This window comes from Spirosoma agri (assembly GCF_010747415.1).
In the GTDB taxonomy this organism is placed as follows: domain Bacteria; phylum Bacteroidota; class Bacteroidia; order Cytophagales; family Spirosomataceae; genus Spirosoma; species Spirosoma agri.
Window position 1 is genome coordinate 85820 of sequence record NZ_JAAGNZ010000002.1, and the last position, 19593, is coordinate 105412.

Annotated in this window: 15 protein-coding genes and 1 tRNA gene; 13 read left to right on the forward strand and 3 right to left on the reverse strand. The window is 48.7% G+C overall.

From position 1 onward, the window contains the following. Nucleotides 1-182: 182 nt before the first annotated feature. A complete protein-coding gene (locus tag GK091_RS17060) occupies nucleotides 183-3248 on the reverse strand; it encodes a glycoside hydrolase family 3 N-terminal domain-containing protein (protein WP_164041008.1) in 3066 nt (1021 codons plus the stop codon). 276 nt (nucleotides 3249-3524) lie between these two features. Here GK091_RS17060 and GK091_RS17065 point away from each other — a divergent pair, with 276 nt between their 5' ends. Then, nucleotides 3525-4025, forward strand: coding sequence for a rhodanese-like domain-containing protein (locus tag GK091_RS17065; RefSeq protein WP_164041009.1), 501 nt, complete (start codon nucleotides 3525-3527; stop codon nucleotides 4023-4025). A 1-nt stretch (nucleotide 4026) separates the two neighbouring features. Here GK091_RS17065 and GK091_RS17070 read toward each other — a convergent pair whose 3' ends face one another. Then, the gene (locus tag GK091_RS17070) at nucleotides 4027-4275 is read right to left on the reverse strand and encodes a hypothetical protein (RefSeq protein WP_164041011.1); all 249 of its coding nucleotides are present in this window, start codon (nucleotides 4273-4275) and stop codon (nucleotides 4027-4029) included. Nucleotides 4276-4455: 180 nt separating this feature from the next. Then, the gene (locus GK091_RS17075; RefSeq protein WP_164041015.1) at nucleotides 4456-5268 is read right to left on the reverse strand and encodes a T9SS type A sorting domain-containing protein; all 813 of its coding nucleotides are present in this window, start codon (nucleotides 5266-5268) and stop codon (nucleotides 4456-4458) included. Between the two features lie 212 nt (nucleotides 5269-5480). Between GK091_RS17075 and GK091_RS17080 the strand changes: the two genes are divergently transcribed. From GK091_RS17080 to GK091_RS17130, 12 genes are all read left to right on the forward strand, one after another. Further along, nucleotides 5481-7388, forward strand: a complete 1908-nt coding sequence (locus tag GK091_RS17080; protein ID WP_164041018.1) for a sensor histidine kinase — start codon at nucleotides 5481-5483, stop codon at nucleotides 7386-7388. Between the two features lie 41 nt (nucleotides 7389-7429). Further along, a complete protein-coding gene (locus GK091_RS17085) occupies nucleotides 7430-8140 on the forward strand; it encodes a response regulator transcription factor (protein WP_164041021.1) in 711 nt (236 codons plus the stop codon). Nucleotides 8141-8146: 6 nt separating this feature from the next. Further along, complete coding sequence (hemB, locus tag GK091_RS17090) at nucleotides 8147-9118, forward strand: porphobilinogen synthase (RefSeq protein ID WP_164041023.1); 972 nt, start codon at nucleotides 8147-8149, stop codon at nucleotides 9116-9118. Next, entirely contained in the window at nucleotides 9115-10452 is a 1338-nt protein-coding gene (locus GK091_RS17095; protein WP_164041026.1) for a dihydroorotase, read from the forward strand. The genes hemB and GK091_RS17095 overlap by 4 nt, the downstream gene beginning before the upstream one ends. Nucleotides 10453-10534: 82 nt before the next feature. Beyond that, a tRNA-Leu gene (locus tag GK091_RS17100) sits at nucleotides 10535-10618 on the forward strand. Between the two features lie 216 nt (nucleotides 10619-10834). Beyond that, nucleotides 10835-11623: an ATP-binding protein gene (locus tag GK091_RS29440; RefSeq protein ID WP_212592980.1), complete on the forward strand. Its 789-nt coding sequence runs from the start codon at nucleotides 10835-10837 to the stop codon at nucleotides 11621-11623. A 39-nt stretch (nucleotides 11624-11662) separates the two neighbouring features. Beyond that, complete coding sequence (locus tag GK091_RS29445) at nucleotides 11663-12508, forward strand: ATP-binding protein (RefSeq protein ID WP_212592981.1); 846 nt, start codon at nucleotides 11663-11665, stop codon at nucleotides 12506-12508. A 940-nt stretch (nucleotides 12509-13448) separates the two neighbouring features. Continuing rightward, nucleotides 13449-15209: an ATP-binding protein gene (locus GK091_RS17110; RefSeq protein WP_164041029.1), complete on the forward strand. Its 1761-nt coding sequence runs from the start codon at nucleotides 13449-13451 to the stop codon at nucleotides 15207-15209. Between the two features lie 180 nt (nucleotides 15210-15389). After that, the gene (locus GK091_RS17115; protein ID WP_164041031.1) at nucleotides 15390-16091 is read left to right on the forward strand and encodes an NUDIX hydrolase; all 702 of its coding nucleotides are present in this window, start codon (nucleotides 15390-15392) and stop codon (nucleotides 16089-16091) included. Between the two features lie 188 nt (nucleotides 16092-16279). After that, a complete protein-coding gene (gene xylA / locus GK091_RS17120; protein WP_164041033.1) occupies nucleotides 16280-17611 on the forward strand; it encodes a xylose isomerase in 1332 nt (443 codons plus the stop codon). A 122-nt stretch (nucleotides 17612-17733) separates the two neighbouring features. Further along, nucleotides 17734-18591, forward strand: coding sequence for a transketolase (locus tag GK091_RS17125; protein ID WP_164041035.1), 858 nt, complete (start codon nucleotides 17734-17736; stop codon nucleotides 18589-18591). Nucleotides 18592-18606: 15 nt separating this feature from the next. Further along, nucleotides 18607-19563 carry a transketolase family protein gene (locus tag GK091_RS17130; protein ID WP_164041037.1) on the forward strand — a complete coding sequence of 319 codons (957 nt, stop codon included), beginning with the start codon at nucleotides 18607-18609 and terminating at the stop codon, nucleotides 19561-19563. Nucleotides 19564-19593 lie beyond the last annotated feature (30 nt).

Consider the following 19593-nt stretch of genomic DNA (forward strand, 5'->3'; position numbering starts at 1 on the left):
AACGGAGTATACGTCCATTCATACAGTTTACTGGATAAAGCGTTAAGAGCCTAAAGGTAACGAATTTGCAACGGTAGTTTCCGGAAAGAGAATGAGCATTTTTACTAGGTCACCGCTACAATAAAAATGCCACTTTTTAAGGTGGCATCTGAAAAACAAAACGATCCTGGTAGAATAACTAGCTATTGAACAGCACTATAGATCAGCTCGTGAATACGCCGACGCAGTTTGGTTGTGTTGATTGTGTTATTGCCCGCCGTTGGGTAGATTCGGTTGGACAAGAACACAAACACCAGTTCCTGATCGGGATCGACCCAGACCATATTACCCGTGAAACCGGTATGGCCAAATGACCTGGCCGAAGCCTGTTCGGCCAGATAAACGCTGCTGGAGCTCTCCGGATTGGGCTTATCCCAACCCAATGACCGATGGCTGCGGTTACTCAGCGTTTGCGTAAAATATGGAACCGTCATTGGTTGAAAAATCCGCTCACCGCCATAAGCGCCTTTCTGTAAGTTCATCTGAAGCAGCGTCGCAATATCGTGGGCGTTCCCGAAAAGCCCGGCGTGGCCCGAAATACCACCCTGAACAGCGGCCATCTGGTCGTGCACCGTACCCACCAGCAACTGATTTCTGTAGTACGTATCCTGCTCCGTTGGCGCACAATGCGGATTCTTTAGCCGCTGAAGGGGAGTAAAACCAAGTTGATGAAGACCCAATGGTTTGTACACGTTCTCCGTGACGAACACATCAAGAGACTGTTTACTGACACGCTCAACGATCTTTTGTAACGTCAGAAAATTTAGATCGCTGTATACGTAGGCCGGTTTGCCAGACTCGTCCATCTTGCGCGACATCGGCGATTGAATGACCCATTTCCAGACCGAATCTTTAAGGGCCGGTGTAGCCCAGAGCGTCGGTGCTATTTGCAGCGTATGCAATGTATCGTGCGTGGCACTATAATAGTCCGCTTTCAGGCCACCACCCGGTGTTCGCGTCCGATCCCAGGTCGTCGGATAAAACGACACCATCCCGGACTGATGCCACAGCAGATCCTGAATAACAATATTCTGTTTGTTGGTTCCTCTCAGTTCGGGCAGATAAAACGAAGCCTTCTGGCTCAGATCGATCTGCTTCCGGTCGTAGAGGACCATGACGCTCTGGAGCGTTGCCAGTACCTTGGTAAGCGATGCCAGATCGTACAGGGTTTCGTCGGTTACCTTTTCGGCACCGGGACTGTAGGTCAACGCGCCGAAGTTTTTGCTGTAGACAACTTTACCTTTTCGGGCAACCAGAATTTCGCAACCCGGAACGACACGATCCCGAACCGCACTTTGCGCGATAGCGTCGATCTTGGCCAGCGTAGCCGATTTCATGCCCACACTCTCCGGCGAACCGGCAGATAGCCGACCTTCAGGATTCAGCATTTCACCAAGTCCTACCTTCAGGTCGCCCGTTGAGATGGGTAACATCCCACGCGAACCTAAGGCACCAAAGATAATTTGCGGAACAACGCGCTGCATCTCGTCCATTTCCTGATACGCACACACCAGGGCATCTGCATCGGAAAACTGGGTAAGACTGTAGGGTGAACCAAAAACGGTAACAATGACTTTAGCGCCCCGTTGTTTCAGGCGGGTTACCAGATCAAAGGATGTCTTTGTGATGCCAAATTTCCGGACAGCCGACTCACTCATTTTGTGGAAACTGACGACTACGGTATTGGCCGTACTGACCTGAGCCAGCGCATCGTTCAGTTCCGTTTCCGAAACGAGCTTGTTGGGATAGACCAGCGTCTGAAAAGGAGCATACTGGCTGAGCGTTTTCTGGAAATCATTATCGACATCCGCGCCAATGGCAATAGAAGCCAAACGCACGGTGTCTAACCGACCAATTGGCAGTAAATTCTCGCGGTTGGTCGCAATGGTGACCGACTGTTCGCAGAGTTCCTGTTTCAGCAATTGTGCTTCCGGCGAATTCAGTTCAGCGGATAAGCCCGCCAGATTGATGGGTTTGTACTTGTTCAGGCCCGCCCAGAATTTGGCACGAAGAATTTTTTTGACCTTTTCGTCGATGAACTCCTGCGATATAACGCCCTGCTGAACTGCATTCTGAATGTTCTGGGCCGCTTCCCGTACGTTTTCCGGATAAAGCAGAATATCATTGCCGGCCATCAGGGCCCGGAGGTTAACGTCCATGGCTTTGGGCGAACGGCTAATACCCCCCATATTCAGCGCATCGGTAAACACCAAGCCCCGGAAACCCAACTCATTTTTCAGCAATTCCGTGACGATTTTTTCGGATAACGTAGCGGCCAGGGCGGGCGTATTATCCATTACCGGTACGTGCAGGTGACCGGTAACAACACCCATCAGGCTATCGGCAATAAGTTTACGAAACGGATAGAGATCGATTTCACGCATCTGCTCCGACGACCGGCTGACGGTTGGCAGCGTGTGGTGCGAATCGGCATTGGTATCACCGTGACCAGGAAAGTGTTTGGCGGTAGCAATGACGTGTTCCTGCTGCAAACCACGCATGTAAGCTGATGCCTTGAATGCCACATTTTCTTTCGATTCCCCGAATGAACGAACGCCAATGACCGGATTTGCCGGGTTGCTGTTAATGTCGGAGACGGGCGCAAAATTGATGTGGATACCCAGCCGCTGACACTGACGGCCAATTTCGGCACCCATTCGGTAGATCAGTTCGTTGTTGCGAATAGCACCCAGGGCCATCTGTTTGGGAAAGCCCATAGCACTGTCTAACCGCATGCCGAGTCCCCATTCGCCATCAATTCCGATAAGCAACGGTACTTTTGATGATGCCTGATATCGGTTCGTCAGTACGGCCTGCCGATAGGGGCCGCCCTGAAAAAAGATCAGACCGCCAATATGATTCGTCTGGATGAGGTGATCAATGTACTGATAATGATTATCGTGGCGATTGGAAAAGGTGGCCACCATGAAGAACTGTCCTATTTTCTGCTCGGGTGTAAGCGTGTGAAAAACGCTGTCGACCCAGTGCTGGCCGCTATCCGACATCGTGAAAACCTCAACGGGTCTCGCATGCGGATACACTCGGGCAACAGGGGCTACTACCCGTTTGGTTTTTGCCTTATGAGCATGCCCCGACGGAGCAAGCCGGATCCATAAATTACGCCCTGGCTTCGTTAAGCCAAACGCCGTAAATAAACTGACGGACAGCAGACCGATGAGCAGAATCGGCCGTATAATGTTGTTCCGCATGGGTACTCAAGTGGGTAAAAAGGTACAGCCAGCCATCGGTAGTTTAGCACCAAACCATAAAAGTAGCCAAAGCCCGTCGAAAACAATAGCCGATGTTTGAATTATCTAACTTTTTAACGAAATAATGTACGTCAATTGTTTCGCTACTGAGATTAATACAAAATTAAAACGAACGAATGGTTATCTTCACAGGCTGAAAAATAAAAAATCTCCTGACAATCAAGGGGTCAATCGGTGTGTAAAAAGATGAGTTAGGACAGCAGCGCGACGATGAACATGAAACAACTATGGCTTTTTTTCTATGCGACACTAGCAACGTCTCTTACTGGTTCAGCGCAGACGAACAGCCGGGCCTATAAAACCATGCTGGAGGCCATGTATAAAAAATCAGTCCCTTTTGTGAGCGTGACCGAGTTGAAGAAAATGCCCGAAACGGTGCTGTTGGATACGCGAAGTAAGGCGGAATTTGATGTGAGCCACTTGCCAAATGCGCATTGGGTTGGCTATGACGACTTCGAATTGAAGCGGGTACAGGCTATTCCTAAAACGGCGAATGTGGTGCTGTACTGCTCGGTTGGCTACCGGAGCGAACGCGTAGGGGAGAAGTTACTGGCGGCTGGCTATCAGCATGTGCATAACCTGTATGGTAGCCTGTTTGAGTGGGTTAACGAGGGAAACCCGGTCGTAGACAATCAGGGGAAGCCTACGCAGCGCGTTCATGCCTATTCGCGACTGTGGGGTGTCTGGCTGCAACGCGGAGAAAAAGTGTACGAATAACTTAGTAAGCCCGTGATGGGGTCACACTGGCTAGCGCGGTCAACAACCGTTTGCTGATTTCTGCTTTGTTCATCTGCACCAACGGCTGCCAGCCGGGTGTGGTCGATGATACTTTTGCTTTGTGAATCATGGCCGATGCTTTAGCCCGCATCTGTTTCCGGGCGGCAAAAATGTTGTGCGGATGTCCCATGCTCATAGCCTGTCCGCTCATGCCAACCAGTAACGTTCCGACGATCAGTAAAGTCTTCATGTTTTCAGTGCTTAGTATTAACATCACAAAGATATAGGTTTAGTTTGGTATCTTGCAATACATAGTACTAAATTTTTTGAATTATTTTTTTGCTATCAAGCTAGTAAGACGAGCAGTGTATGCAAATGGTAACGGGATAAGCAAGAGAATACGTACTTACCCCGTTTTTCCATCAATTGCTTAGCTATCAAGGACTACGCGTTTAACGGCGCCGTCTTCATTCTGCGTGACGGTAATGAAATAAGCGCCTGTCGTGTTTTTGCCCAAATCAATCTGGCCGACAAATTCACCCGAAAAGTCATTTATTTCCCGTTTGGCTATTTCTTTCCCCTTGGAGTTTGTAACAACAATGGTGACATCGCCTTTTGCCGGAGCGGTAAAACGAACATTCAATTGACCACGATCGGGATTATTAGGATAGGCATCCAGTCCGCGAATTGTCGATGGCTTACTGCTAAAATTGCGCGACCAGTCTTCGAAAGGACGAGCGAGTTGCTGATCCCAGTCGCGTGGAATCTGAACTCTGAACCGGTTCAGCCGATCGGCCAGTGAGTCGGCTCCCCGGCGAAACTCATACTGCCACGTTTGCGAATCATTCTGCGAACGGGGTAGTTTGCCGCGTTGTACGTATAAATCGCCCGGTGCTTTCCGTGAGCGTGGGGTTATGCGCTCGCGGGTTACGACCCGGTTGCCCTCGCTCTCGTCTACAATGATTGTCATCTGGCGTTTGCCGCCTTTGTCTTTTCGCGCTGTTTTGAGGGAGTCGACTAGTTTCATGACCAGGCGGTCGCGCTCAGGGTTAGTCAGACCATTGACGCGGTAGGTTCGTTCGGTTTCACGTACGTCATTTCCATCACGCTCGATAACGCGAACATTTATTTCATCGTGCTTTGACGACGACCCTGCCGTCTGGGCGGTAGCAACACCACTGATACTGCCAGCGATGAACAGGACCGGAACGAACCGGCGGAGCATAATTACTGTTTTTTTCATAGTATTAGGCATTAATAGATGACTAATCGGCTGGGTTGATACGCATTGAGAATCGGGCTGTTAAAGTTTGTTAAACGCTCAATGACTGGTTATTGCCGTTCGTACTTTTACGGATTGCCCGATTGGAAGTTGACTGATTGGAACTAGTTTCGATCAGCTTGTTTATCCATAGATGAAAAAAAAGGCCGAAGGTTGCATACGGGCCGAAAAAAATGTCGACACAACGCATACGATGGATTGTTGCCCTGATGGCGGTAGGATTGGTTGGCCTGGTTGGTCTGCAATCGTACTGGATCAGTAGTGCCTTGCATTTACAAAAAGAGCAATTTGATTATAAGGTCACCGATGCTATGCAGGAAGTCGTCCGGACGCTCGAACGACAGGAAATCATGTACCTGACCAAAAAGCGCATTCAGGCCCATAAGCAGAAAGAGGGCTTAATGGCCATTGCCAAAAAGGAAGGGAAAACGCAGGTTGCCGATGAGCCGGTCTTGACGAAGAAGATTACGGATCGATTAGTGGCTGCTGCCCGTCCAAAGTCGACGAGCACGCAAACTGATGCGCAGCGTATACCTTATGGAATGGCGCCGGTTGGATCGGTGGTTGTGCAGTCCGATGTGTTGCATCCAGTCGCGCATCCGCTCTCTGCTGAACAGATGGCTGTGGTGGAAGAGTTTTTTCGGCAGCAGGATGAACTGATGGCCGTCGGTGACTGGCAGACGCAACTGGCCCAACAGCAGCAATTTAATCAGTGGGTCGACCAGATATTGGTCAATGAGTTGAATGAAATTAACGGACAGGTCGCAACCGCCCGTCGGCAGGATTCGCTGGCGAGGGTGAAAGCGGCCCGAAACCGGATTCGGCAAGCCACCCGGCAACGTAAATTGCGTCAGGCTGCCCTGAAGGACTCCGCGAAAATGGACCTGGCCATAAGCGCCCCCGCCAGTTACAGTCCCCACAAAGCAGGTGAACAGTCAGACATGATCAAAACCGTGCTGAAAGGGTTATTACTTTCTGATCGTCCCATCGAGGATCGGATTAACCGACTGGCGCTGGACACCCTCTTGCGGCAATCGTTGCAGGAGCGCGGCATTAGTATCCCCTTCGCGTTTGGCGTCCGTACCAAATCGCAGCCAGCCTTTTTGTTTACGTCATTGGGTATGGACCCCCGTCAGTTTCGGGAAAGTGGCTATAAAGCAGCCCTATTTCCGAATAATATGATGGAAACGGGTAATTACGTCTATATCTATTTCCCAACCCAGCGGCAATTCATTCTGAGTCAGTTATGGTTTACGTTTAGTGCATCGGCAGTATTGATTCTGGTTATTCTGGCTTGTTTTTACATTGCCATCAGCACTATCGTGCGACAGAAAAAACTGGCTGACATCAAAAATGATTTCATTAACAACATGACGCACGAGTTTAAAACACCTATTTCGACCATTTCGCTGGCTGTTGAAATGGCGCAGGAACAGGTGCGTCAACCGCACGCCATGGCTGGACTGGGTTCTGATGAGTCGTCGATAAACGAACGCCTTTCGCGCTACATGGGTATCATCCGTGATGAGACCCGGCGACTGGGTTCTCACGTGGAGAAAGTGCTTCAGATGGCCCTGCTGGATCGGGGCGAAATCAAGCTCAAGCTGTCGTCGGTCAATGTGCATGATGTCATCGAAAAAGTGCTGAATAATATGAGCTTGCAAATTGAGCAGCGCGGTGGCGAACTGGATCTGCAATTCGAGGCAGACCGAGAAATCATCGAAGCCGACGAGGTGCACGTGACGAACATCCTGTATAATCTGCTCGACAACGCACTCAAATACTCGCCCGAGAGCCCGCACATTACCCTCGTTACGCGTAGTCTGCCCGAAGGCGTGAGTATCACCGTTACTGACCACGGTCTGGGAATGTCCAAAGATCAGGTGAGCCGGATTTTCGAGAAGTTTTACCGCGTTCCGACGGGCAACCGCCACGATGTAAAAGGCTTTGGCCTTGGCTTGAGCTATGTCAAAAAAATGATTGATGAACACCACGGCCAGATTCTCGTTGAGAGCGAGTTAGGCAAAGGCAGTTCATTCGAAGTGATTTTACCATATAACAGTAGCGAACGAGCGAACTAGTAAAAACGCTTGTCTACCTTTCTCCTTTTCACCTGTCAATTATGCCTACCATTCTCCTCGTTGAAGACGATCCTAATCTGGGCCTGCTCGTGCAGGAATACCTGACCATGAAAGGATACCCTACCGACCGCGTCACCGATGGCAATCAGGGACTGCAAAAGTTTATGGCGGATACCTACGACCTATGCATTTTCGATGTGATGATGCCCAAGAAAGACGGCTTCACACTCGCCAAGGAGGTTCGAATGGCGCAACGGGAAGTGCCAATTATTTTCCTGACGGCCAAATCCATGCAGGAAGATACCATCCAGGGATTCAAGGTCGGTGCCGATGATTACATCACCAAACCGTTCAGCATGGAGGAACTGTTGCTGCGAATTCAGGCGATTCTTCGTCGCTACCAGCGTTCGTCCGAGTCCACCGAGCCAACGTTGTACAAAATCGGTTCGTTCTCATTCGATTACCCGCATCAATTGCTAAGCCGGTCAGCCGGAAATCAGCCGGATGGCGAAATAGAATCGCAGTCGCAGAAACTAACCAGTAAGGAATCGGAGTTATTAAAGCTGTTGGCGCAGAACCTGAATCAGCCTGTCAGCCGTAGCTTTGCGCTTAAAATGGTCTGGGGCGATGATTCCTATTTCAATGCCCGCAGCATGGACGTGTACGTAACGAAACTACGCAAATACCTCAAAGAGGATGCTAGTGTTCAGCTCGTTAACGTACACGGTGAAGGATTTAAACTGATTGCTTAACAACGAATGAATTTAATACGTCGTCCGCGCCGGAGTCGTCAATCCGCTGCCATTCGGGACATGGTGCAGGAAACGCGCCTGTCTGTCACCGATTTTATTTTGCCCGTATTCATCATGGAAGGGCAGCATACCCGCTCTGAAGTGTCCTCAATGCCGGGTATCCATCGCTTCTCACTGGACCTACTGCTTGAGGAGATACAGGAGTGTGTCGATCTGGGCATCAAGACATTTGACCTGTTTCCTAACCTGTCCGAAGCGAAGAAAGATAAATACGCTACCGAAAGCTACAATCCGGACGGGCTGTACCTCCAGGCAATTCGTGCGATAAAAGATCGGTTTCCTGATGTGATGGTCATGACCGATGTGGCTATGGACCCCTACAGCTCCGATGGTCACGACGGTATTGTCGAGAACGGAAAAATCCTGAACGACCCGACATTAGAAGTGCTGGGCAAGATGGCACTGGCCCAGGCCCAGGCAGGAGCCAACATCGTTGGCCCGTCCGATATGATGGACGGACGTGTGGGCTATCTGCGTCAGGTACTCGATGAGGGCGGTTTCCATGAGGTGGCTATTATGTCGTATTCGGCTAAATATGCCAGCGCCTTCTATGGTCCTTTCCGTGATGCGCTCGATTCGGCACCGAAGTTCGGCGATAAGAAAACCTATCAGATGAACCCCGCCAATAGCCGGGAGGCACTCATCGAAGCCCAACTCGATTTTGATGAAGGGGCCGATTTCCTGATGGTCAAGCCCGCCCTAGCCTATCTGGACATCATCAAATTGCTGAACGATAATTTTCACTTACCCATCGCGGCTTATAACGTCAGTGGTGAGTATGCCATGATTAAGGCGGCTGCGCAAAACGGCTGGCTCGACGGCGAACGGGCGATGATGGAGTCGCTAATGTCCATCAAACGGGCCGGTGCCAGTGTAATTTTAACGTATTTTGCGAAAGAAGCCGCTCGACTTTTATGAGTAAACTTTTAATTCGCAACGCGCGTCTGGTCAACGAAGGACGTATCACGGAAACAGACGTACTGATCGAAGATGGGTTCATCGCCCAGATAAAATCGGGGCTTTCTGACGCAGGTGTCCAGCAAACTATTGATGCGAAAGGGCAATACCTGTTGCCGGGCGTGATCGATGATCAGGTGCATTTTCGGGAACCCGGTCTTACCCACAAAGCTACGATCCATTCGGAATCCAGGGCGGGCGTAGCCGGGGGCATCACCAGTTTTATGGAGATGCCCAACACCGTACCGAATGCCCTAACACAGGAACTACTGGCCGACAAGTACGCCATTGCCGCCCGGACCTCATTGGCAAACTACTCGTTTTTCATGGGGGCCTCGAACAACAATCTCGATGAGGTATTGCGGACCGACCCCGGAACGGTTTGTGGCATCAAAGTTTTCATGGGGTCATCGACGGGTAATATGCTGGTCGATAACGAGCAGGTGTTGGAGGGTCTGTTTCGGCAAAGTCCGATGCTGATTGCCACCCACTGCGAAGACGAAGCCACGATTCGCTCAAATACCGAACGCTACCGGTCAGACTATGGCGACAACGCTACGGCCAGCCTTCATCCGCTAATCCGGAATGAAGAAGCCTGTCTGAAATCGTCGTCGTTAGCCGTTGAACTGGCTAGGCGGCACAACGCCCGGTTACACGTCCTGCACATTTCGACGGCTGACGAGCTGGCATTGTTTAGCAACGACAAGCCACTAACCGAAAAGCGCATCACGGCGGAAGTGTGCGTGCATCATCTCTGGTTCGACGCCGATGATTACGAGCGCTTAGGCAATCTGATCAAATGCAACCCAGCCATTAAAGCACCACACCATAAGGATGCGCTATTGGCTGGTCTGCTGGATGATCGGCTCGACATTATTGCTACGGACCATGCTCCACATACCTGGGCTGAGAAGCAGGCACCCTACTGGCAGGCACCATCGGGATTGCCACTGGTGCAGCATCCGCTTTTGTTGATGCTCGATTTTGTGACGCAGGGTAAACTATCGATTGAGACAATGGTGCGTAAAATGTGCCATGCTCCCGCTGATTGCTTTCAAATTAACCGGCGCGGCTACGTCCGTGAAGGCTATTGGGCTGATCTGGTCCTTGTCGATACCGAACAGCCGATGACGGTCTCGAAGAAAAACATTCTCTATCAATGCGGTTGGTCGCCAATAGAGGGGCACACGTTTGGGGCCAGTATCACGCACACGATCGTGTCAGGTGAGTTGGTTTACAGAGAGGGCGAATTTCTAACGGATCGAGCGGGCCAGCGGATGATGTTCAACCGATAGGCTGAAAAAAATATGGTAAAAATCTTGCGTAGACAGCGTCAAGCTCTGTATCTTTGCATTCCCAAATAAGGGGAAGCGTGCTGCCGAAGTGGTGAAATTGGTAGACACGCACGTTTCAGGGGCGTGTGTCTTCACGGACATGCGAGTTCGAGTCTCGCCTTCGGCACATAAAAAGAGCCTGTAAATCGTTGATTTACAGGCTCTTGCTATTTCGCACTATTGGGATTAGCAGTGTTAATTTTAACACTGCTAATCCCAATAGTGCTATGATTCAGGGAGTTATTCCTAAATTTAAGAATCAGACAATAAAATAATAAGTATTTAATGCTTATGTTACTCACTGACCCAGTTGACTTTAAAACAATCTAATATTCTACAACTAATGAATCAGTCTGAGATAGTTGACAAGCTGAATGAGCTTCTTAATTTACCTGCAGAAACTGAAATTGTCGAATTCAAAGCTGCCCAGAATAACTTTGACTTTAATAAGATAGGTAAATATTTTTCAGCTATCAGCAATGAAGCAAATTTGAAGGATGTTCGAGAAGGGTGGCTAGTATTTGGTGTCGAGGATAAGAACAGAACTGTTGTTGGGTCTTCATATCGCTCAAATAGACCTGACTTAGACCACTTGAAGGGTGAAATAGCTCAAAAGACAACGAATGGTATAACTTTTATTGAAATATACGAAGTTGTAATGCCAGGGGGGAGAGTAGTCATGTTCCAAATACCTGCAGCACCTCGTGGTTTACCATTAGCATGGGAAGGTCACTATTATGCACGAGATGGTGAAGAACAATGTCCCTTAAATCTCGAAAAAATTGAACGTATTAGAAACCAAGCGGCTGATCTGGACTGGAGTGCAGTTGTATATCATGAAGCTACTTTGTCTGATCTAGATCCTGAAGCTATTAACCAAGCGAGAGAAAACTATAAGAACAAAAACCCCCATTTATCTGATGAAGTTGATAGTTGGGACGCTCAAACTTTTTTGAACAAAGCGAAACTGACCATTCAAGGGCAGATTACTCGCACAGCAATATTACTTCTAGGCAAGACAGAAGCAAGCCATTTTTTGAGTCCAGCAGTAGCTCAGATTACCTGGGTGCTAAAGGATCGTGACGGTGTAGAGCAAAGCTATCAACATTTTAGCTGTCCATATCTTTTATAAGTACAGGAGGTGTACCAAAGTATTCGAAACTTACGGTACATGTATAACGCTGATGAGACTAGACTACTTCCTGATATAGTTGATCAGTACGATCCTTTCAATATTCGAGAAGCTTTAAATAATTGTATTGCTCATCAGGATTACACCAGAGGGGGTAAGATAAATATAGTTGAAAGAGAAGATGGCTATTTAATCTTTAGTAACCTAGGCCAGTTCATTCCTGGATCTGTAGAAAAAGTACTACTGGACGACTCACCACCCGAAAATTACCGCAATCCCTTTTTAGCTCAAGCTATGGTAAACCTAAAAATGATAGATACCATTGGGAGCGGCATTCGTCGAATATTTATTAACCAGAAGAAAAAGTTCTTTCCAATGCCGGATTATGACCTAACTAACGGCAGAGTAAAAGTTACGCTAACAGGTAGAGTACTAGATATGGATTATGCGCAAGTTCTGGCTCGTAACCCCAATCTTGGACTGCTGGAGATAATTATGCTAGATAAGCTACAAAAGCACAAACCTTTAAATGACAATGAGGTACGAATATTAAAGAAACAAGGATTAGTCGAAGGTCGGAGAAACAACTTACACATTTCTAAGCAAGTGGCTCAAACAACGGGCCAAGAAGTAGAATACTCGTTAGCTAGAGGTATGGATGATGAGTATTATAAAAGGATGATTCTGCAGCATTTAGAACAATTTGGTAAGTCTAATCGCAATGACATCGAACGAATGATTCTACAAAAGCTGCCAGAATCACTCAATCAGGATCAGAAACAGCATAAAGTGAAAAATTTGCTACAATCGCTGCGTTTAGATGGCTTAATATATGTGGATGATAATAGGGAATGGCGTCTTGAGAGACGTGGATTAAGCAACTAGCTTCGGTGGGTTTGACCGGTTTAGAATGTTCTAGAAGAGACGCTAGACGGCTTTAGACGAGTTTAGACGGCGTTAGACGATTTTAGATGACATTCCTTTGTGTAAATTATTGAAAATGAGCCGTCTAGCTTTGTATTTGTTTGTTAGCTTTAGACGGCGATTAGGCGGTTTATGTTGCAATAATGAGTTAGGATTAGTGACTATATTTACAGGAATGTATATCTTATAAGCTTGATCTTTGCTTATGAATCTATATAAATTCCGGGGTTAAAGTATAATAAGGGTTGTAATATTAAGGTGGTAAGAAAATGGCAATAATGAATTTCCGAAATGACAAGAGAATGGCAGTCAAAAATGCCCTAGTGACTCCTTTATGGTCGTTTTTGACTGCGGGATATGGTAATTCGAATCTCGCCTTCGGCACATATTAAAGTCCCAATTAGCTGTTAGTCAGTTGTTTGTGACTTTTTGTTTGTTATTAGAGCCTATTCGGTAGCTGCCTTTTCAATGGTTGAGAGCTGATAAGTAGGCTCTTTGTCACTCTAGAAAATCCTGCACATTGTCGTGATCGGCGCCTATGTAGTACTACCTGGTCCCTTTTGGCATGCCTTATCATGCGTCTCGTTCACCTCCGCCAACCAGGGCGCTGTTTCCAGATCATCCCTTGCCATACCTGATTCTGAAAACGTCTCAGCCTGTTCGCTGATCTGATTATATTACTTTTCCTGTATCTTAGAGAAACTACAAAAGCCTGAATAGCTCAATATACCTCAATTAACCTTATTGCTCACGATGCAACCCCTGGCAAGCCAGCGAACTTGCCCGCGACCTACATCAGAGTAGCTTCGTTGTTAATACATGAACATTTTCCTTAGCTATGTAGTCATTATTATTTCGCTCCTGCCGTTCACTTTATGAATCGATCTACTCCTCTTATCCAATGACTGACTCCAATAAGTCCGTTGACAAGAAGGCACTCAACGAGCGTCTGGATGTAAGTTTCGCAATGCAAGCGGCCGGACTTGGGGTCTGGGAAATTGATCCGAAAACAAAGCAAGTTCTGTGGGATGATCAATGTCGTAAGCTTTTTGGTGCCAAGGCTACTAACCAATTTCCCTATGAGCGAACGCTTGCCTATATCCACCCCGAAGACGTAAGCCGGGTGAATCAGGCAATCCAGCAAGCAATGAATCCCGAGTTTGAAGGGAATTACGACGTTACGTACCGAATTGATATGGGGGATGGAAATCAGCGCTGGATACGCTCAATGGGTCGAAGTTATTTTGATGAGACAGGCGCAATAACTCGCTTTGCAGGCGTAGCTCAGGATGTGAGCCAGCAGATACGTGACAGACAAGAAGCCGAAGAGAACGCAAAACAATACCAGCTTTTGCTGGCTGACCTGGAAGAGCAGGTTAAGCAGCGTACTCAGGAATTGACGCGTGCCAATCAGGAACTTCAGCGGAGCCGAAACTGGTTGATAAACATCTTCGAACAAGCCCCCGTAGCCATCGCGTTACTGGAAGGGCCTGAGTACCGCATCCGACTAGCGAACGAGAGCCTGTATGCTATTTGGCAGCTCTCACCCGATCAGCCATCAGTGCTCGACAGACCCGTCTTCGAGGCATTCCCCGGTATAGCTGGAATTGGCCTGGAAGAATTACTGGATCAGGTACGTCGTACTGGCTTACCCGTCGGTGGTAAGGAACAGCCAGCTGTCTTCATTCGGAATGGAGTGGCCGAAACGGCCTATATAAACTTCGTTTATGCGCCAATCCATGATGAGCATGGCCGTGTTGATATTGTGGTCATAGCTATCGATGTTTCTGAACAGGTGCTGGCCCGCCTGACGCTGGAAGAAAGTGAGAAGCAGTATCGTTTTCTGACCACAGAATTGGAAGCCACCAATAAAGAATTGGCCGTCAATAATGAAGAGTATGCCGCCATCAACGATAAGTTAGAGGAATCAAACGGGTTACTCGTTCGCTCTAACGAAAACCTTCAGCAGTTTGCTTACGTGGCCAGCCACGACTTACAGGAACCTCTGCGTAAGATTCAGCAGTTCAGCGATCTGCTGAAGAAACGCTATCCCGACACAACAGGGGAGGAGTTGGTTTATCTGGATCGGATGCAGTCAGCGGCCAGCCGGATGTCGACACTGATCAGAGACCTGTTAAGCTTCTCCCGCATATCCACCCAGCGAGAATCCAGCGTTCCTATCGCTTTGGCAACGGTTGTGCAAGGGGTACTCGTCGATCTGGAGTTAGTTATAGAGGAGACGGACGCCCTAATCGAAGTAGATAATTTACCAACCATAGAAGGCGACCGCTCCCAAATGGGGCAGCTTTTTCAAAATCTGGTTGGAAACGCGCTCAAGTTTCGTCAAACCAACACCAGACCTCACGTTCGTATAACGAGCCGTTGGCTGTCTTCGGATCATCTGCCATTGGGAGTCAAACCAACTCGGCGTGCAATCGCTTATCATCGGATTGATGTGATTGATAACGGGATTGGTTTCGATGAGAAATATCTGGATCGCATCTTCCAGGTCTTCCAGCGGTTGCATGGCAGAGGCTCATTTTCGGGTACGGGCATTGGGCTGGCCATTTGTGAGAAGGTAGTTGCCAATCATGGGGGCGCTATCACGGCCAGTAGCCAACCCGGCCAGGGGGCAACCTTTACTGTCTATCTACCTGTGTAGAGCAGCTGCGTCAATTCAGCCGGCAATCCATGCGATCGCCTTCCGTGTGGTATGCTTATACCGCGCGGTATACAGAATTGAAAAGGCATCTTACTCAAAAAATGGCCGAATTCGCCTTACCTTCGGAAACCAATGTAATTCTGTCTTTTTCGGGCAGGATAAATTCCTCGGATAGCTTACATGTTAGATCAATACAAACAGCAACATCCTTACTTGCTGGCTTTAGATTCAATTATCTTTGGTTTTGATGGAGAAAGCCTGAAAGTTCTTCTCGTCAAGCGGGGGGTGGAAGATGAAACCTGGTCACTGATGGGCGGATGGCTTCAGCCCAACGAAGGGCTGGAACAGGCTGCGGCACGAATCTTATTTGATCTAACAGGTTTCACCAATGTCTATCTGGAGCAATTGTACGCGTTTGGCGACCCGCATCGCGACCCCATCGTGCGAACGATATCCGTGGCTTACTTTTCGCTGGTGAAAATAGCCGATTACGAGTCGAAAACGTCGGATTTATACAAGGCAAACTGGTTTTCCATCTACGATCTTCCGCCATTGCTGTTTGATCATGCCGACATGGTTGAATTAGCCATTAAGCGGCTGCGGTATAAAGCAGCCCAGCATCCCATCGGCTTTGAACTGCTGCCCGATAAATTTACCATTCCGCAACTTAAGAAGTTGTACGACGCCATCTACAACACAGACTTCGACAAACGAAACTTCAGCCGAAAGATTCTGTCGACAAATCTGCTGATCAAGCTAGAGGAGAAGCAAAAGGGCTTTTCGAAACGAGGTGCTTATTTCTATCAGGTTGACAACTCGAAATACCGGGCAATAACCAACTCCTTCCTAAATTTCATTCCCAACTCTGAATTGGGAATTTAGCTGCACGAAATCTCCGTTAAATCAAGTTCGCTTAGCCGTAGTAGCATTAAACGGATAAGTTTTTATAAAATATGTTAGGTGTCATATTGACATTAAAAAAATAAGTGTCATTTTTACATCAAAAATAAATGACAGTCTTTTACGGCTGGTAACAGTCGGTTAATCAACACATAACAATAAACCAACTCATGTCGACGATCACACTAGGCGATCAGGAATACTTCAAAGGCATCGGCACGATTGCCTACGAAGGCCCTAAATCAAAAAATCCGTTAGCATTCAAATGGTACAATCCTGATCTGGTTCTGGGTGGCAAAACCCTTCGCGAGCAACTACGTTTTGCGATCAGCTACTGGCACACCTTCTGCGGTGCTGGTGGTGATCCCTTCGGCCCCGGAACTCGCGTCTTTCCCTGGGATCAGGACAATGATGCCAACGTTCGGGCCCGAATGAAAATGGATGCCGCCTTCGAATTCATTACTAAAATGGGTGCGCCTTATTACTGTTTTCACGACATCGATTTAGTCGACGAAGCACCAACGGCCAGCGAATACGAAAAGCGACTGCAAGCCATCGTTGAGTATGGACAGCAGAAGCAAAAAGAAAGCGGAGTGAAACTTCTGTGGGGCACGGCTAACGTGTTCTCCAATCCACGCTATATGAATGGAGCGTCGACGAATCCGGATTTTTCGGTGCTGGCCTACGCTGGTACGCAGGTTAAAAATGCGATCGACGCGACAATCGCCCTGGGCGGAGAAAACTACGTATTCTGGGGTGGTCGGGAAGGCTATATGTCGCTGCTCAACACCAACATGAAACGGGAAGTCGAGCACCTGGCCCAGTTCCTGACCATCGCCCGCGATTATGCGCGTAAGCAAGGGTTTACGGGTACGTTCTTTATCGAACCCAAGCCTATGGAACCGACCAAACACCAGTACGATTATGATGCCGCTACGGTAATTGGTTTTCTTCGGCAGTACGGTTTGGATAAGGATTTCCAATTGAACATTGAAGTCAATCACGCGACACTGGCCGGTCATACCTTCGACCATGAGTTACAGGTAGCTGCCGATGCCGGTATGCTGGGTAGCATTGATGCAAACCGGGGTGATAACCAGAATGGTTGGGATACCGACCAGTTCCCCATTAATCTTTACGAATTGGTTGAAGCGGCACTGGTCATTCACCAGGCGGGCGGTATTAAACCGGGCGGTATCAATTTCGATGCGAAAGTGCGCCGTAACTCGACCGATGCTGAAGATCTATTTATCGCGCATATCAGTGGTATGGATGCCTTTGCCCGCTCGTTTATTGTGGCCGATGCTATTCTGCAGGATTCCGATTACCTTAAGTTCCGCAGCGATCGCTATGCATCGTTTGACAATGGTCAGGGCAAAGCGTTCGAAGAGGGTAAACTGACGCTGGAAGATCTGCGCAGTTATACGCTGGCAAACGGCGAACCACAACTCCGCAGCGGTCGCCAGGAGTGGCTCGAAAGCATCATTAATCAATACATCTAGACTAGTGAATCTCCTCCCGGCAACGGCCGATTGTACCCTGCTCCTCTTCCGCAACGAGAGAAGTGCAGGGACGGTCGGCCGTTGCTGGGAGGGAATATATAGCTACACAAAGTAAAAAAGACATGAAAACAGACGAGTTAACTAACGTGGCCTCGCAGGTTCGGCGGGATATTGTGCGCATGGTGCACGGCGTGGCATCCGGCCATCCGGGTGGCTCACTGGGCTGTACGGATTTACTGGTAAGCCTTTATTTCCAGACCATGCGGTTGAAAAAAGACGATCAGGATTCGGTGGTGTTCGACATGAGTGGCACGGACGAGGATATGTTCTTCCTGTCCAATGGGCACATTTCGCCCGTGTTGTACTCCGTGTTAGCACGACGGGGTTATTTTCCGGTGAGTGAACTTAGTACGTTCCGTAAGCTGGATTCCCGCCTACAGGGCCACCCCGCCACAGCCGAACATTTGCCGGGTATCCGCATGGCGTCGGGGTCGTTAGGGCAGGGTCTTTCGGTAGCCGCCGGGGCTGCTCACGGTAAAAAAATCCGGAAAGACAAACACATCGTCTATTGCCTCATGGGCGATGGCGAACAGCAGGAAGGTCAGATTTGGGAAGCGGCTGCCTTCATCCCGCACAGGAAACTGGATAACCTCATTGCCATCATAGATTTCAATGGTCAGCAGATCGATGGCCCAACGGATGTCGTCCTGAATAACCGGGATTTAGGGGCCAAATATGAAGCCTTCGGCTGGATTGTGTTGCACATGGACGGCAATAACACCGAAGAAGTTGTGGCCACGCTGGCAACCGCGAAGCAGAAAAGCGGTCACGGCGTTCCTGTTTGCATTATCATGAAAACGGAAATGGGGCAGGGTGTCGACTTTATGATGCATACACACAAATGGCACGGAACCGCTCCCAACAATGAGCAACTAAGTGCTGCTTTAGCGCAACTGGACGAAACCCTTGGCGATTATTAATCAGGCTGAAACACCATGAAAACCTATACGTTTACCGAAAAAAAAGATACACGCTCCGGCTTTGGTGCGGGTATGGCCGAGTTGGGCCGCTCGAATCCGGATGTCGTTGCCCTATGTGCTGATCTGGTGGCATCGTTGAAATTAGACGCGTTCATCAAAGAAAATCCGGAGCGCTTTGTTCAATGCGGCATTGCCGAAGCCAACATGATTGGTGTTGCGGCTGGCCTGACGTTGAGCGGGTTAATTCCGTATGCTACCACGTTCGCTAACTTCGGATCGAGCCGTGTGTACGACCAGATTCGTCAGGTAGTAGCTTATTCTAACAAGAACGTCAAAATCTGTGTATCTCACGCAGGACTGACTTTGGGCGAAGACGGGGCTACGCACCAGATTCTGGAAGATATCGGTATGATGAAATCGCTGCCGGGTATGACCGTCATTAACCCCTGCGACTTCAACCAGACCAAAGCGGCTACCATCGCTATTGCTGACTACGAAGGCCCTGTCTATCTGCGATTTGGCCGTCCCGTTGTGCCTAACTTTACCCCGGCTGATCAGGTTTTTGAAATCGGAAAAGCTATTTTGTTGAACGAAGGGGCCGATGTGTCGATCATTGCGACCGGTCATCTGGTCTGGCAGGCCCTGGAAGCGGGTAAGATGCTGGCCGAGCAGGGCGTAGATGCCGAAATTATTAATATCCACACCATTAAACCACTGGACAAAGAGGCAATTCTGAAATCTGTTCGCAAAACGGGTTGCGTCGTAACGGCGGAGGAACACCAGATGAATGGTGGACTTGGCGATAGCGTAGCGCAGCTTCTTTCGTTGAACCATCCGGCTCCGCTGGAGATGGTAGCGGTGAACGATTCGTTCGGGGAAAGCGGCACACCCGAACAGCTTATGGAAAAATATGGCCTGACAGCCGCTTCGATTGTTGCGAAAGTATTGTCGGTTATCCAGCGAAAGAAATAAATTACACCCTACTTTGGGCCATCACCTGAT

Bases quoted from the DNA above. Each gene is read 5' to 3' on its own strand.
- GK091_RS17060 (WP_164041008.1), bottom strand. From the start codon at position 3,248: ATGCGGAACAACATTATACGGCCGATTCTGCTCATCGGTCTGCTGTCC.
- GK091_RS17065 (WP_164041009.1), top strand. From the start codon at position 3,525: ATGAAACAACTATGGCTTTTTTTCTATGCGACACTAGCAACGTCTCTT.
- GK091_RS17070 (WP_164041011.1), bottom strand. From the start codon at position 4,275: ATGAAGACTTTACTGATCGTCGGAACGTTACTGGTTGGCATGAGCGGA.
- GK091_RS17075 (WP_164041015.1), bottom strand. From the start codon at position 5,268: ATGAAAAAAACAGTAATTATGCTCCGCCGGTTCGTTCCGGTCCTGTTC.
- GK091_RS17080 (WP_164041018.1), top strand. From the start codon at position 5,481: ATGTCGACACAACGCATACGATGGATTGTTGCCCTGATGGCGGTAGGA.
- GK091_RS17085 (WP_164041021.1), top strand. From the start codon at position 7,430: ATGCCTACCATTCTCCTCGTTGAAGACGATCCTAATCTGGGCCTGCTC.
- hemB (WP_164041023.1), top strand. From the start codon at position 8,147: ATGAATTTAATACGTCGTCCGCGCCGGAGTCGTCAATCCGCTGCCATT.
- GK091_RS17095 (WP_164041026.1), top strand. From the start codon at position 9,115: ATGAGTAAACTTTTAATTCGCAACGCGCGTCTGGTCAACGAAGGACGT.
- GK091_RS29440 (WP_212592980.1), top strand. From the start codon at position 10,835: ATGAATCAGTCTGAGATAGTTGACAAGCTGAATGAGCTTCTTAATTTA.
- GK091_RS29445 (WP_212592981.1), top strand. From the start codon at position 11,663: ATGTATAACGCTGATGAGACTAGACTACTTCCTGATATAGTTGATCAG.
- GK091_RS17110 (WP_164041029.1), top strand. From the start codon at position 13,449: ATGACTGACTCCAATAAGTCCGTTGACAAGAAGGCACTCAACGAGCGT.
- GK091_RS17115 (WP_164041031.1), top strand. From the start codon at position 15,390: ATGTTAGATCAATACAAACAGCAACATCCTTACTTGCTGGCTTTAGAT.
- xylA (WP_164041033.1), top strand. From the start codon at position 16,280: ATGTCGACGATCACACTAGGCGATCAGGAATACTTCAAAGGCATCGGC.
- GK091_RS17125 (WP_164041035.1), top strand. From the start codon at position 17,734: ATGAAAACAGACGAGTTAACTAACGTGGCCTCGCAGGTTCGGCGGGAT.
- GK091_RS17130 (WP_164041037.1), top strand. From the start codon at position 18,607: ATGAAAACCTATACGTTTACCGAAAAAAAAGATACACGCTCCGGCTTT.